The sequence below is a fragment of the Candidatus Laterigemmans baculatus genome, from assembly GCF_010367455.1.
Classification (GTDB): domain Bacteria; phylum Planctomycetota; class Planctomycetia; order Pirellulales; family Pirellulaceae; genus Laterigemmans; species Laterigemmans baculatus.
This window is the reverse complement of the sequence record NZ_WRPR01000058.1, coordinates 1-15,364: the sequence shown is the minus strand read 5'-3', so window position 1 is coordinate 15,364 and position 15,364 is coordinate 1. Positions and strand designations below refer to the sequence as shown.

9 protein-coding genes are annotated in these 15,364 nt (G+C 65.6%); all 9 read left to right on the top strand.

All coding sequences use genetic code 11. The features are described from left to right. The first annotated feature begins 198 nt into the window (after window positions 1-198). The 9 genes from GNK13_RS12230 (at window position 199) to GNK13_RS12190 (ending at window position 15,163) form a co-directional block, all read left to right on the top strand. Complete coding sequence (locus tag GNK13_RS12230; protein WP_164102814.1) at window positions 199-1,257, top strand: AAA family ATPase; 1,059 nt, start codon at window positions 199-201, stop codon at window positions 1,255-1,257. Between the two features lie 16 nt (window positions 1,258-1,273). Further along, a complete protein-coding gene (locus GNK13_RS12225) occupies window positions 1,274-2,158 on the top strand; it encodes a DUF58 domain-containing protein (protein ID WP_164102815.1) in 885 nt (294 codons plus the stop codon). Window positions 2,159-2,168: 10 nt separating this feature from the next. Continuing rightward, window positions 2,169-4,487 (top strand): BatA domain-containing protein, encoded by a 2,319-nt coding sequence (locus GNK13_RS12220; protein ID WP_164102813.1) that lies wholly within the window; start codon window positions 2,169-2,171, stop codon window positions 4,485-4,487. After that, entirely contained in the window at window positions 4,484-7,384 is a 2,901-nt protein-coding gene (locus GNK13_RS12215; RefSeq protein ID WP_164102812.1) for a VWA domain-containing protein, read from the top strand. Before GNK13_RS12220 ends, GNK13_RS12215 begins: the two co-directional genes overlap by 4 nt. Before the next feature lie 44 nt (window positions 7,385-7,428). Then, window positions 7,429-9,825, top strand: coding sequence for a polyketide synthase (locus GNK13_RS12210; RefSeq protein ID WP_164102811.1), 2,397 nt, complete (start codon window positions 7,429-7,431; stop codon window positions 9,823-9,825). 99 nt (window positions 9,826-9,924) lie between these two features. Further along, window positions 9,925-11,856, top strand: a complete 1,932-nt coding sequence (locus GNK13_RS12205) for a hypothetical protein (RefSeq protein WP_164102810.1) — start codon at window positions 9,925-9,927, stop codon at window positions 11,854-11,856. Between the two features lie 81 nt (window positions 11,857-11,937). Continuing rightward, window positions 11,938-12,990 carry a tRNA preQ1(34) S-adenosylmethionine ribosyltransferase-isomerase QueA gene (queA, locus tag GNK13_RS12200; protein ID WP_164102809.1) on the top strand — a complete coding sequence of 351 codons (1,053 nt, stop codon included), beginning with the start codon at window positions 11,938-11,940 and terminating at the stop codon, window positions 12,988-12,990. Window positions 12,991-13,331: 341 nt separating this feature from the next. Then, window positions 13,332-13,961: a phosphoesterase gene (locus GNK13_RS12195; RefSeq protein WP_164102808.1), complete on the top strand. Its 630-nt coding sequence runs from the start codon at window positions 13,332-13,334 to the stop codon at window positions 13,959-13,961. Window positions 13,962-13,975: 14 nt separating this feature from the next. Next, entirely contained in the window at window positions 13,976-15,163 is a 1,188-nt protein-coding gene (locus tag GNK13_RS12190; protein WP_164102807.1) for a cysteine desulfurase family protein, read from the top strand. Window positions 15,164-15,364 lie beyond the last annotated feature (201 nt).

The following is a 15,364-nucleotide window of genomic DNA, read 5'->3' as shown; positions in this document are numbered from 1 at the left end:
ACCGGCAACCGGCAACCGGCAACCGGCAACCTGCAACCTGCAACCTGCTACCTGCTACCTGCTACCGGCTACCGGCTACCGGCTACCGGCTACCGGCTACCGGCTACCGGCTACCGGCTCCCGGCCACCGGCTACCGGCCACCTGCAACCTGCAACCTGCTACCTGAACCCTGCCTCCCCTGAATCGAAAGGGATTGGATGACCGTTGGGACTGAACCGACTGAACTGCGAGCCGAAGATGCGGAGCGTCTTGCGGCGGCGCGGCAAAGCATCCTCGATCAACTCGGACGGATCATCGTTGGTCAACGCGAGGTGATCGACGAGTTGATGATCTGCCTGTTCAGCCGCGGTCACTGCTTGCTCGAAGGAGTGCCCGGCTTGGCCAAGACGTTGATGATCAGCACGTTGGCCAAGACGCTCGATCTGTCGTTCAGCCGGATCCAGTTCACGCCCGACTTGATGCCGGCCGACGTGACGGGCACGGAGATTATCGAAGAGGACCGGGCGACGGGGCACCGCAGCACGCGGTTCATGGAGGGGCCGCTGTTTGCCAACGTCGTGTTGGCCGACGAGATCAACCGGACGCCTCCCAAGACCCAGGCCTCGCTGCTCGAAGCGATGCAGGAACGGACCGTCTCGATCGGCCGGACGCGGCACCAGTTGGCCGACCCGTTCTTCGTCCTGGCGACGCAAAACCCGATCGAGCAGGAAGGAACCTATCCGCTGCCCGAGGCTCAGCAGGACCGGTTCATGTTCAAGGTCTTCGTCGACTACCCGAGCTTCGACGAGGAGTTCGAGGTGGCCCGCCGCACGACCGGCGGCGTGGTTGCCGAAGTCACACCGGTGCTCAGCGGCGAAGACATTTTGCGGCTCCAGCAGCTCGTTCGCCAGGTTCCGGCCAGTGACCACGTCGTTCGCTACGCACTCTCGCTGGTGCGTCAAACGCGTGTCGGCGGCGAGGGAGTGCCCGATTTCGTCGACGAGCTCGTCGGCTGGGGGGCTGGGCCGCGGGCGGTCCAGTACCTGATTCTCGGCGGCAAGGCTCGCGCGCTACTCGAGGGCCGGTTCCATGTCACCGTGGAAGACATCCAGCAGCTCGCCCGCCCGGTGCTCCGCCATCGGATGGTGGTCAACTTCGCTGCCGAGAGCGAAGGCATCACCAGCGATGCCGTCATCGACCGGATCATTGCCGCCACCCCGACCAGCGAGGACGAACTGACCCGCGATGCCCGATTCCAAAAAATCTTCGCCTCCTGAGTCCGCTCAGCGACTGCTGCGAAGCGAAGCGACGCAGCGGATTCGCCGCCTCGAACTGCTCGCCCGCCGCACGGTCGAAGGCTTCATGTCGGGGATGCACCGCAGCCCCTACTTCGGCCAGTCCGTGGAGTTTCTCCAGCACCGGCAGTACACGCCCGGCGACGATCTGCGGCACATCGACTGGAAGGTCTGGGCGCGCCAGGATCGGCTGCACATCAAGCAGTTCGAGGAGGAGACCAACTTCCGCTTGAACCTCCTGGTCGATTCCTCGGCCAGCATGGATTACGGCAGCGGTGAGGAGAACAAGTACGAGTACGCCGCGGCGATCGCCGCCTGCTTGACGTTTTTGACCGAGCGTCAGCAGGATGCGGCGGGGCTGTACACGTTCGATTCGAAGGTCCGGCAGGCGCTGCCGGCGCGGACCGGGCGGGCTCAGCTGTCGCGAATCCTCTCGGTGCTCAGCGGCCCCAGCCACGAGAAGCAAACGGATCTGCTGGCCGTGGTCCGGGAGGTCGTGCCGACGATCCCACGCCGCGGTCTGGTCGCGATCTGCTCCGATCTGCTGGGGGTTCACAACCTCCGCGACGGGCTGCGGATGTTGCGGCAGCGCGGACACGACGTGATCGTGTTCCACATCCTGCACCGCGACGAGCACGAGTTTCCCTTTACCGGAGCGACCCGCTTCGAAGGACTCGAGGGGGCCGATTTCCTGAACTGCAATCCACGGGCGCTGCGGGAGGGCTACCTCGAAGCGCTGGGGGCGTTTTTGGAACAGACTCGCCGCGTCTGCGGCCGCCTCTCGATCGACTACATCGAGGTCAAAACCGACGAACCACTCGACGCCGTCCTCGCAAAGTTCTTGGTCGCCCGCAAAGCGCTGCCGAACTTGAGAGGCACCTAACGAGCCCCCTATGCAGTTTCTCTATCCCGCCCTGGCCGCCGGCTTTTTGTTCGTCGCGGTCCCGCCGTTGGTGCATCTGATCAACATGCTTCGCCACCGCCGCCAGAGTTGGGCGGCGATGGAGTTCTTGCTGGCCAGTTACCGCAAGCAAAAGAAGTGGATCATCCTCCGCCAACTGCTGTTGCTGCTGTGCCGGATCGGCGTGGCGGCCACGCTGATCGCGATGCTGGCCGGATGGACGGGAGGTTCCGCCTGGCTCGATGCCTTCGGCGGCCAGACGACGCATCACGTCGTGATCCTCGATGACAGCTACTCGATGGCCGACAGCAGCGGTGGCAATACCGCCTACAGCCGCGCGGTCGCTGCCCTCGACGGGCTGGCCCGGCGGCTGCGGATGGCTGAGGGGAACCACCAGTTGACGGTCATTCGCAGCAGCCGCGCGGCTCTGGTCGTGCGCGGCGGCAGCGAGTCGGGAGACGCCGCGGCGGAGATGAGCGCCGCCGACCTGCGGGGCGATCTGCGGGGAGTCGAACGTGTGGTGGCGACCGAGCCGAGCCCCTTGGCCGATGACTTGGTCGCCGCCCTCCAGTTGGCTGAAGACCTGAGCAATGCGACCACGGCGAACCGCACGCTGCTGTACGTGCTGAGCGACTTTCGGGCTCGCGACTGGGAATCGCCCGAACGGGCCGCCGAAGCGATCGGAGCCGTGTCGCGGCTGGGGGCGGAGATTCGCATGATCGATTGCGCGGTCGCCCCGGCAGGGAACCTCGCGGTCACCTCCCTCGAGCCACTGCCGGACGTTTGGGTCGCCGGGGTTCCGGCCGTGTTCCGGGCCACGGTGCGGAATTATGGGACGACCCCGGCGCGGAACGTCACCCTGGCGGTCCGCACGATTCGCTATGGCAGCGAAGCTCCGATCGCCGATGCCGCCGAACGCGTTTCAGGACGCATCGAGTCGCTCCCTGGCGTCGTGTTCGATTCCCTCGCACCAGGAGCCGAAGCGACCAAAGAGTTTCAGGTTTTCATCTCCGAGCGAGGCGTCCACGCGGTCGAGGTGGAACTGCCGGACGACGCGGTGCGGATCGACAACCGCCGAGCTGCGACGTTGCCCCTCTCGGATGCGGCCCGGGTGCTGATCGTCGATGGCGCCCCGGAGCAGCGCGGCGCGTACCACGTCGCCTCGGTGCTCGATCCGGGCAGCCAAGTTCGCACCGGTGCGGTCCCCGAAATCCGTCCGCCGAGCTACCTGCGGACCGCCTCAGCCGATGATCTCGCCGCCTACCGAGCCGTGTATCTGATCGACCTCCCGCAAATCGACGCGGCGGCCGCGGCCGCTCTCGAGGCGTACGTCTCGAACGGTGGCGGGCTGATGTGGTTCATCGGAAACAAAGCCCTTGCCGAGCGTTACAACGAGACCTTACTCGGCGCCAATCGGCGGCTGCTCCCCGGCCCGCTTAGCGAACCGATTCCGCTGGACGTCAGTGGAGCGACCGGCGCGCCCGATCTGGCGCTCGGCGAACCGCATCGGTTGACCGAACCGCTGGCCACGATTGGCGATGCCGCCCTGTCGCTCGTCCGCGTCAGCCGCAGCATGGGCGTGGAGCTCCCGGCGGAGCCCGAGGCGCCGACGCGGTCGGTCCTCCGCCGCCGCGATGGCGAGCCGGTGGTGTTGCAGCACGACGTCGGCCGCGGCCGAGTGATCACGGCGCTACTGGGACTCGATGGCGAGTGGACAAACTGGACCGGCGACCCCACGTTTGTCGTGTTCATGCTCCGCGCGAACGCCTACCTTTGGTCGGCCGCAGCGGCTGCCACCTCGGGGAATGTCGAAGACGCGGTGGTGCTGAACCTGCCGGCCGATGCTTACGCCCCGTCGATCACCTACCTTCCGGCCGTCGCGGCTCCTCCGCGGATCCCGATCGAAGAGCAGGCCGAAGTTGTCGACGACGAGGTGCTGCGGTTCGAGCTGAATCCGATCACCGCGGCTCTGGAAGGGGACAGCGACCTTGACGCGATGTTGGAGCCGGGGATTTCCGAGCTGTGGCTGACCCGGCTCAACGGCGATGCGGAGGTCCGCCCGTATGCCTCGGCGGTGCGGAGCGGCGAAGGGGACTTGAGCCGCGCCGATCGCGGTGACATTCGCCGCGATGTGCAGCCGGCGGTGGTCACGTTTTATGACGCCGATGAGGTGATCGCCAGCGAGGAGACCAGCGGCAACAGCTTGACCGCGCTCCTCCTGTTTTGTGCCTTGGGATTGTTGCTCGGCGGCGAACAAATCCTGGCCTACCTTGCCAGTTATCATCCGCCCCTCAGCGGAGCGAAATCATGAGCGATGAGACTGGCGGAATCACGCGCCAAGAAATCGTCTACTCCTTTGAACGCCTCGCTTGGCTCGGCGGTTGGTGGGCCTGGGCCATCGCCCTCGCGGCGCTCGCGCTGGTCCTCTACGGCGTCTACCGGCTGTACCGTCGCGACACGAGCGAGCTGGTCGGAGCGACGCGTTGGACGCTGATCCTGCTGCGGCTCGGAGTGATCCTGGGGCTCGTGTTCTTTCTGCTCGGACTCGAGCGGCGAGCGCGGCAGCGGATCACTCGGCCGAGCGAAGTCGCCGTGCTGATCGACACCAGCCAAAGCATGTCGCTGCCGCACGGCGATCAGCCCGGCGGCCCCTCGCGGATCGAAGCGGTTTCACAGCTGGTCGCCGAAACGCCGTGGCTCGAGGGCCTCGGCCAGCAGAACCGCGTCACGGTCTACACCTTCGCCGAGACGGGTGAATTGAGCGAAGTGGTCGTCTCGAACCTGACGAGCGAAGCGGCGGAAGCTGCCGACCAAGCGGCACGGGAACGAGCGAGTTCGGCGGAGCAGGGCGACGCGGCAATGCCCGCCTCGCCATGGGCAATCGCCGGCGCCGGGCTGCTGGGGCTGGCGGCTTTGGCGATGCTCGCCGCCGCCGCACTGCAGTTGTCCGCCCCACGCCTGAGGAGCCCCTCGCACCATCGCGACGAGCGGTATCTGGGAACTGCCGGTCCGCGGGTTCTGTTGGCTTCGGCGGTCCTGCTGGTCTGCGGCGGAGTGCTGCTCGCCGCGGTTTGGACGCGGGAGGCCGACCGCTCGCTCCGCGGGCTGCTGGGGTTCACCGCGCCGCGGGTCGTCGAGCAACCCAATTCGGATGGGACGGACGAGCAGACCCCGGAACCGACCTTCGAAGAGAAACTCGAGCAGGTCGATTGGGATTCGGTGCTCCTCGCCTCGGGCTCGGAGAGCCGGATCGGAGACGCGATTCGGGCGACGTTAACGCGGCACGATCCAACGACTCTGGCCGGCGTGGTGCTGCTCTCCGACGGCCAAAACAACGCGGGCACTCCTCCAGCGTCGGCTGCCGCCCTGGTCGCCCGCGGCGGGACGGCGATCTACCCAATCGGTTTCGGTTCGGCGCGGCCGCCGGTGAACGTGCGGATCGTCGAACTCGACGCCCCGCGGCGGGTCTATCCAGGCGACAGCTTCGCCCTGAACGCCGTGCTCCAGGGGAGCGGGACCGAGCCGCTGAACGTTCAAGTGCAACTGCTCGACATGGCCGAGACCTCGGATGCCGCTGCTGGCGAAATTGCTGGCGGGGCTGCGGCAGAGGGAACCGAGGGGGCCGCGGCGGTTCCGGAGGGAGCCGAAGTCGTCGACACCCGTCAGGTCACCGTTCCCTCCGACGGGACACTGCTCGGGGTGCGGTTCGAGATGGCCCCCGAAGCGGTCGGCCGCCGGAGGTTGATGGTCCGCGTCGTGCCGCCGGCCGCGGATCAAAACGACCGCGACAACCTTCGCCAATCGCGATACGAAGTCGTCAGCCGACGGCTCCGCGTGCTGCTCTTGGCCGGCGGTCCGATGCGCGAATACCAATTCGTCCGCAACTTGCTCTATCGCGACCCGTCGGTCGAAGTCGATGCCTGGCTGCAGACCGGTCAGAGCGGGATGAGCCAAGACGCCGACCGCCTGCTCAGCGACTTTCCTTCAACCCCCGGCGAGCTGTTCGAGTACGACGCGATTCTCGCTTTCGACCCCGACTGGATGCAGCTCGATGCGAACCAACTCGAGCTGCTCGACCAGTGGCTGACGCGTCAGGCCGGCGGCTTGGTGCTGATCTCCGGCCCGGTCTACATGCCGGAATGGATGCGTCAGCGAACCGATCCGCGAATCGCTCAGGTCCGCAATTTCTTCCCCGTGGTGCTGCCGACGCGGGGGCCATTGCTCAGTGGTGGCCGCAGCGGTGGCGATGCGGCTTGGCCGCTAGAATTCACTCCCGACGGAGCGCGGGCCGAGTTTCTCGATCTCGCCGAAACGTCCGAGGCTTCGTCGACGGTCTGGGAAGATTTTTCGGGGGTCTATGATTTCGTCGGTGTCCAGCAGGCGAAGCCGGGGGCGAAGGTCTATGCCCATTTCTCGGACCCCGCGACGGCGATCGACCAAACGCTGCCGATCTATTTGGCTTCGCAGTTTTACGGCGCCGGCCGCGTCTTTTTTCAAGGCAGCGGCGAGATGTGGCGGCTGCGGGGAGTCAGCGACGCCCTCTACGATACGTACTACACGAAGCTCGTGCGTTGGGTTTCCGAGGGGCGGCTGCTCCGCGACTCGAACCGCGGAATTCTGCTGGTCGATCGTCCGCGAGCGATGGTCGGCGACACCGTCACGGTCCGGGCGATCTTGACCGACGAGCAGTTCGAACCGCTCCGCGTCCCGGAGGTCGAAGCCAAACTCTTGTCTCCTTCTGGACGTATTGAATCGGTACGCTTGACGCCGCTTCCCGGGGAAGCGAGGGAGGGGACCTACGGCGGTCGCTTTTTGGTTCGCGAGGCGGGGCCGTTTGAAGTTCGATTGACGCTCGGCAACGCTCTGGAGGAGCAAGTCCTTCGCCAGACGGTTCAAGTCCGGCTCCCGACGCTCGAGCTCGAACGGCCGCGACGCAACGACGAAGTGCTCCGCTCGTTGGCCGCCACGACCGGCGGCCGGTATTACACGCCGCCCGATTCCGGAACCTCCTCGAGCGGAACCTCCTCGAGCGGTGCCACCGATCCGCTGGAGCTGGTCGAGCGGATCGAACCTCAGCCGCAGATTGCGATTTTGCCTGGGACCACCGACCGGGACTTCCAGCGTCGCCGCAACGCCAGCTTGATGTGGTTGCTCGCGTCAATGCTTACGATGGAATGGGTCGTCCGACGACTGCATCGGCTGGCCTGACCATGGATCGAGGAACCCTGTCGGACTCCCAGAACTTGGAACGCATGGACGATACCGCACGCTCGACGCTCGACCCGAAACTGCGCTCCCTGCTGGCCAGGCTCCGCAGCCGCATTCGACGCTACATCGTGCTCGATTCGGTGCTTGCCGCGCTGGCCGTGGTGCTGGTCGTGTTCTGGGTCGGCCTGCTGGTCGATTGGGGACCGGTGAAGCTCGGTGGGACTGAGATGCCCCGCTCGGCGCGAATCGTCCTGCTCGTGATTGCCGGAGGGCTGTTGCTGCTGATCGCCGGTCGGTTGCTCGTCGGCCGGCTGGCGCGGGCGTTGCCGGATGAGAGCCTGGCGCTGCTGCTCGAGCGGCATCATCCCCAGCTCGGCGGCCGCTTGATTACCTCGGTCCAGTTGCACCGCCCGCGGCAAGCCGGCGACGTCTACGCTCCCGCGTTGCTCGACCGGGTTCACCGCGAAGCGATCCAAGCCGCCGACGATGTCGATTCCGGCCGCGTCTTTCGCTGGCGGCCGATCTATTCGAAAGCGGCCCTCGTCGTGCCGCTGTTGATCGGCGCGGTCGCCTTGGCGATCGCCAGCCCGGCAACGTTTGGCCAAGCCGCCAGCCGCTTGCTGCTGATCTCCGATCGACCGTGGCCGCGACAAGCTGAGCTGCAGATGGTCGGGGTCGAAGTACCGCTGGTGACGCCGACCGACCAGCCTCGCCGTGCCGAGAGCGAAGCGGTGCGGTTGCTCCAGTTCGAAGACAAGAGCGTCCGCGTTGCCCGAGGCGGAGCGGCGACGCTGCGGATCCGCGCGCGGGCCGAGGGGGCGGTCGTTCCCGAAGTCTGCACCGTCTATTACCGCACCGCGGGAGGCATCCGCGGGCAATCGAACATGCGTCGCGTTGGCCGCGTCCGCGATGGCTACCAAGCGTTCGCTCTCGACGGGCCTCCGCTGGCCGGGATCAGCGAAGACCTCACGCTCTCGGTCCGAGGACTCGACGATCGGCTCGACGACTACCACGTCGAAGTCGTCGATCCACCGACGATTACGGCGCTCGAGATCCAGGCCCACTATCCGCCCTACCTGCGGGATCCGGCCGCCGGTGACTCGGCCGACTTGGTGACCGCCTATCAGCCTGGGTTGCGGATCCGCGAAGGGACCGCGGTGACGATGGTCGGCCGGACCAGCGAGCCGGTGGCGGTCGTCGAAGCGGCCGTGACCTCGGGAGACCAACCGGCCGAGTTCGTCCCGGTCGATGTCGCTGCCGACGGCCTCTCCTTCGCCCTCCGGATGACCGACGTCCGCAGCCCTACGACCGTAGTCATGGTTCCGAGCGACGCGAACCAAATCTCGGCACCGAGCCCCTATCGTTACTTTCTGGGCGTCGTCTCCGACGCTCCTCCCGAGATGCAGCTTCGGTTGCGGGGAATCGGCTCGGCCGTAACGCCCGAAGTCCGTCTGCCGATCGAAGGAACCGCGACCGACGATTACGCCGTCGAACAGGTCCGCATCCACGTCGCTCGGGCCAGCGAAGAAGTGGAGCCGCAGCCGACGACGCGGGCAGTGACGACCGACCGCGAAGGCCGTTTCGAGACGACGATGGACCTCCGCGACTTGGCTGCCGAAGGTCAGTTCCCGCGCCTCGAACCGGGGGGAAAGCTGAACGTCTACGGCGAGGCGACCGACGCTTATGATCTCGGCGACCCCCACATCACCCGTACCGACCTGTTCCACTTGGACGTGATCACGGCCGATGATCTGTTGGCGACGCTCGAACGCCGCGAGCTCGGGCTCCGCACGCGACTCGAGCAAGTCATCACCGAGACGCAGGCGCTTCGCGATGCCCTGGACTTGCTCCGCCGCGAAGGCTGGACGCCCAGCAGCGACGCGGCCAATCGCCAGGCGACTAGCGAGGGTGTGGCCGTTCAAGTCGACGCCGCGACCGAAGCGGAAGTGGGCAGCACCGACGGGGACGACGTGGAAGGGGTCGACCGGACGGCACAGTTGCTGCGGCTGCGGATCCAGCAAGCAGGGTTGCAAGCCGACAAGACGTCGCAAGAGCTCACCGGCATCGCCGCTTCGATCGACGATATCCTGCTCGAAATGGTCAACAACCGCGTCGACTCGGTCGACCGCCGCGAGCGGATTGCCCAGGGAGTTCGCGACCCGCTGAACGCGATCGTGGCCGGTCCGCTGACCCAACTCGATAGGCAGATCGACGGTCTGTTGCCGCTGGTCGAGCGAACCGCGACGGGGCCGGCTGCGGCAGCCGCGGCTGTCGAGACGACCGAGCAAGTCCTGCTGCAACTGACCGCGGTTCTCGAAAGGATGCTCGACCTGGAAAGCTACAATGAAGTGCTCGATCTGGTCCGCGGCCTGATCGACAACCAGGAAAAATTGATCGAAGCCACCGAGCGTGAGCAAACGCGGAAGCTGTTCGATCTGTAACCAGTCGCACGCAGGCGATGGCTGATCATCGCCGCCAGTGGCTTTGCAAGAACTGGCGATGGCTTTGCAAGTCGCCGATCCCTCTCCGGGAGTTTTCACGTGTCATTCCTCCGCCCATCGCCGCTGGCCGCCACGTCTGCGGTTCGCCGCTTTTTGCGTCCCCTGCTGGCTGGGCCCCTGCTCGTCGGGCCCCTGCTCGTCGGGTTCGCCCTGTGCTGCGCGATGCCGGCGGCGGCGATCGCCCAGCCCAATCCGGCCCCCGATGCCAATCCGGCCCCCGATGCCCAGGCGGCAGAAGCCGGCAGCGGAGCGGCTCCGACCGCCGCCCAGCAAGCCGAACTGGCGGTCCAGCAAGCCCAGATCGCCGAGCGGTATCGGAAGATCGAGGAACTGCTGCTGCGGTTGGCGGATGTCGAAGCGGCGGAGAATCCCGAACGCGCCGCGCTGCTCCGCCGCGGGGCCAAGCAGAGCCGAGAAAAATTCATTCTCCAGCGGCTCAGCTCCGCAGCCGATTCGCTCTCGTCGGAGGAATACCAGCGAGCGATCAGCGACCAGAAAGCGGCCCAGCAAGAGCTGACCTCGCTGCTCAAACTGCTGATGACCGAGGACCGGCCGCAGCGAATTCGCGAAGAGAAGGAACGCGTCACCCGCTGGATCAAGGACCTCAAACGGCTCGAGCGGTCGGAGCGAGGAATCCGCGCCCGGGCTGAAAACGGAGCCGAGCTGAGCGAGATTGAGTCGGAGCAGAAATCGGTCACCGAGCGAGCCAAAGAACTCGAAGCGGAACTGAAGGCAGACGCCGCGGCCGACCAGCAAGCAGCCCCCTCCCCAGAAGGCCAATCACAAGAAGGCGAGTCGCCAGAAGGCCAATCGCCGGAGGGTGACGCCAACGCAGGCGAACCCAAACCCGCGGAGTCTCCCGAAGGCGAGCCGCAGGAGGGCGAGCCGCGGCCAGGAGAATCGCCAGAAGGCCAGCCGAGCGAGGGGCAACCGCAACAGGGCGAACAACCACAGCAAGGGCAACAACAGCAAGGGCAGCAACAGCAACAGGGCCAACAGCAACAGGGCCAACAGCAACAGGGCCAACAGCAACAGGGCCAACAGCAACAGGGTCAGCAGCAACAGGGTCAGCAGCAACAACAGGGTCAGCAGCAGCAGCAAGGCCAGCAGCAGCAACAAGAACAACCGCCGGCGACTCCCCAGGAGGCTGCCCAGCGAGCGCTTGAGCAGGCCCGTCAGAAGATGGAGCAGGCTCAGCAGAAGCTCGACGAAGCCAAACGGCAGGAGGCAGTCGAGGCGCAGCGGCAGGCCGAGCAGGAATTGCGGGAAGCGATCGAGCGGCTCGAGCGAATCCTCCGCCAGTTGCGGGAGGAGGAGATGCTTCGCGAACTGGCGAGGATCGAGGCGCGGCTGCGGAAAATGGCGCAGATGCAATCCGAGGTGCTCGACAGCACGGTCGCACTGGCCAAGACGCCCGCGGCCCAGCGGGATCGCCAGACCGATATCCGCGCGGGCAACCTCGCTTTTGAGGAAAAGAAGATCGTGCTCGAAGCCGACCGCGCGGTGCTGCTGCTCCGCGAAGAGGGTTCAAGTGTGGCTTTTCCCGAAGTCGTCCAGCAGATGCGGGGGGACATGGTCCGCGTCGCCGAGCGGCTGACGCAGACGAAAATCGACACTGTCACGCAAGGACTGCAGGAAGACATCCTGGTCGCTCTGGAAGAGATGATTGCTGCCCTGCAGCAGGCTCAGCGAGATCTGGAAAAACAGCAGCAACAGCAGCAACAGGGACAAGGCCAGCAATCCGGTCAGCCGGGAGAACAGCCGCTGGTCCAGCCGATTGCGGAGTTGAAACTGATTCGCACCATGCAGACGCGGATCAAGACGGTCACCGAGCGGTACGGCGAAATGATTCCCGACGACGCGAAAGTCGCTGCCGACGAAGATCTGCTGGGGCTGCTGCGGAACCTGTCTGACCGGCAGCAGCGGCTGTACCGGATCACCCGCGATCTGTTGCTGCGGCGGAACGAGTAGCCCGGGGCCGGTCCTACTGGAAATCGTCTTCGGCAGGTATGTTTGGGGCTTTCCCCTCGCACCTCTCACCTGCCGCGGCCGATGAGCGATCTGGACGCCTACGATTACGATTTGCCCCGCGAGCTGATCGCCCAACAACCGCTGCGGAACCGCATCGATGCGCGGTTGATGGTCGTCGATCGAGCGAGCCAGTCGATCGCCCACCACCATGTCCGAGACCTTCCGGAGATCCTCAGCGCGGGCGACTGCTTAGTGATGAACGACAGTCGCGTCGTCCCGGCTCGCCTGGTCGGGTTCCGCACTGAGACCCGCGGTCGCTGGCAAGGTCTCTTTCTCCGCTCGGATTCGGCTACCGGTTGCTGGGAAGTGCTGAGCAAGACGCGAGGCAAACTCAAGCCGGGCGATCAGCTCAGCGTCCAAGACCGCAACGCTCGCGAGTCGCTGACGCTGACGGTTCTGGCCCGCACCGAAGAAGGGCATGCGATCGTCCGACCCGAGCAAGCTGGCGAGGCCGCGGATCTTCTCGAGCAGTATGGGCGAATTCCGATCCCGCCCTACATTCGCGACGGTCAGATGGTCGACTCGGATGTGGCCGACTATCAGACCGTCTATGCCCGCCATCGCGGCAGCGTTGCGGCTCCCACCGCCGGATTGCATTTCACCAAAGAGCTTTTCGAATCGCTGCACCGTGTCGGAGTCACCGGCCATGCCGTGACGCTGCACGTGGGGCTCGGGACCTTTCGCCCGATCGCGGCCGACCATCTCGACGAGCATCAGATGCACGCTGAGTGGGGACAGATCACCGCCGAGACGGCCGAGGCATTGAACGCGGCACACGACGCGGGTCGGCGGCGAATCGCGATCGGAACCACCTCGGTGCGGGTCCTCGAGTCGGCGGCCGACGAGCGCGGTCGGTTGTCGGCGTGGACCGGAATGACCGACCTGTTCATCAAGCCGGGCTACCAGTTTCGCGCCGTCGATGCCTTGATGACCAACTTCCATCTGCCGCGCAGCACGCTGCTGGTGCTGATCACGGCACTGGCCGGACGCGAGCTGATCCGCCGCGCCTACGCCGAAGCGATCGAGCAGCGGTACCGCTTCTACAGCTACGGCGACGCGATGCTGATTCTGTGACCCTCTGGTCCCCTCTCCCCCGAATCGTTCGCGAAGATGACTTAAATTTCATCCTCGATTTCTTCGCGAACGATTTGGGGGAGAGGGTTAGGGTGAGGGGGCCATTCACCGCGGCCAGTCCCTCCCGGGAGTCCGATCCGCAAGCACTCCGGAAGACATAGATCCTGCAGTTCCAAGGCTCTCCCGCGGCCGGTTGCCGGCCGCTTCTCCCCCTCACCCCGTCCCTCTCCCCCAAAGAGAATCGCGAACGAGTCTCGGTTGAAAGTCACGCGAACTCCGCGATTCCCTTCGAGGGAGAGGGGGCAAAAACCTCCCGCGCCTCCCCTCAGGAACCTTCCAGCATGCCGGCCCATGACGAACAGATTTTGGTGATTCCCGCGGCGGTCGTGGAGCGGATCGCTCCCTTCGAAGGCTTCACCACCGAGGTCGACCGGTACCTCGAGGCCATTCTCAACGACGACAGCCTCGAGTTTCGTCCGCGGTCGGAGATGGAATTGGATCCCTCTTTCAAGCAGTTGATTCCCTACGTCATCCTCCGTCATACCGACGCCACCGGAGTGCCGCGAATCTTTAACTACACGCGGGGTAGCGGACAGGGAGAAGCGAGGCTGCACGCCCGCCGCAGCATTGGCATCGGCGGGCACATCTCCAGCGAAGACGCGGCTCCGCCAGACGACCGCCACGACTACGGCCCCTATCGCAACGGCATGCTCCGCGAACTGGCTGAAGAGGTGCAGCTGAACTCGGCCTACGAAGAGCACTGCGTCGGTCTGATCTACGATTCCTCGACCGAGGTGGGGCGAGTGCACCTGGGGGTCGTCCACATTTTCGAGTTGGCCGAGGCCCGCGTGGAGGCGAACGAAGAGGACATCTGCGATCCTGGATTCGTCACGGTGGACGAGCTGAGACGCGACCGCGAGCAGTTGGAGATTTGGTCGCGGCTGTGCCTCGATTCCCTGCTGAGAGAATGAACAGGGGCGGCGAAATGAGCACCGCGGAAACGATCTATCTGGACAACCACGCCACGACGCGGTGCGATCCGCGAGTCGTCGAAGCGCTGGTTCCAATGCTGGTCGAGAACTACGGGAATGTCAGCAGCCGAACGCACGCCGTCGGCCGAGCCGCCGCGGAAGCCTACGAGGCGGCGATCGCTTCGCTCGCGGCGGACCTCGGGTGCACTAGCGACGAACTGCTGATCACCAGCGGTGCGACCGAGTCGAACAACTTGGCGATCCTCGGGTTCTGCCTGCATCCTCGGCAGCGCCGCCGGCATGTGATCACCGTCGCGAGTGAACACTCCGCGGTGCTCGATCCAGTCGCGGTGCTCGAGAAGTCTGGGTTCCGCGTCACGCGTCTGCCGGTCATTCCGCAAGGACATCGCGAGGCGGGACGAGTCGATCTGGACCGCTTGCACGACGCGCTCGATGACGACACCGCGCTGGTCTCGATCATGCAGGCCAACAACGAGATCGGCGTGCTCCACGATCTGGCTCCAATCGCCGAACTATGTCACGCCCGCGGGGCGGTGCTGCACAGCGACGCGACGCAGGCGATCGGCCGCGTCCGCATCGACGTCGAGCAACTCGGCGTCGATCTGGCCAGCGGCTCGGCTCACAAACTCTACGGACCCAAGGGCGTGGGACTGCTGTACGTGCGGCGGCGAGGTCGTCGCATCCGGCTACGTCCGGAGATCGTCGGCGGCGGCCAGCAGCAGGGGCTCCGCAGCGGCACGCTGAATTCCCCAGGCACCGTCGCTTTCGCGGCGGCGTTGCGCATCTGCGTCGAGGGGTTTCCCGATGAACCGCAACGGATCGGAGAGCTCACCGAGCGACTTTGGCAGCGGCTGAGCAGCCGGATCGAGGGCGTGCAGCTCAACGGTCCCGAGCGCGCTCCCGAGTTGCGGCTGGCCGGCAACTTGAACGTCTGCTTCCCTGACATCGAAGGGGCGGCGCTGATGGCGGCCACCCCGCAAGTTGCCCTCAGCAGCGGTTCGGCCTGTAGCGCGACCGATCCGAATCCGAGCCATGTGCTGCTGGCCCTCGGGCTGAGCGAAGCCGAAGCCCGGCGAACACTCCGCTTCGGTGTGGGGCGATTCAACACCGAGAGCGAAATCGACCAAGCCGTCGAAGCCCTAGCCGAGAGCCACCAGCGACTCAAAAAGCAATTTCGGTAGCCGGTTTCAGGTAGCCGGTTTCAGGTAGCAGGTTTCAGGTAGCAGGTTTCATTCGTACTCGTACTCGTACTCGTACTCGTACTCGCTCCCAACGCTGGGGTTTCGAGTACGAGTACGAGTACCGCTTCGCTGAGTACGAGTACGACCTCGCCTCCCGCCTCCCGCCTCCCGCCTCCCGCCTCCCGCCTCCCGCCTCCCGCC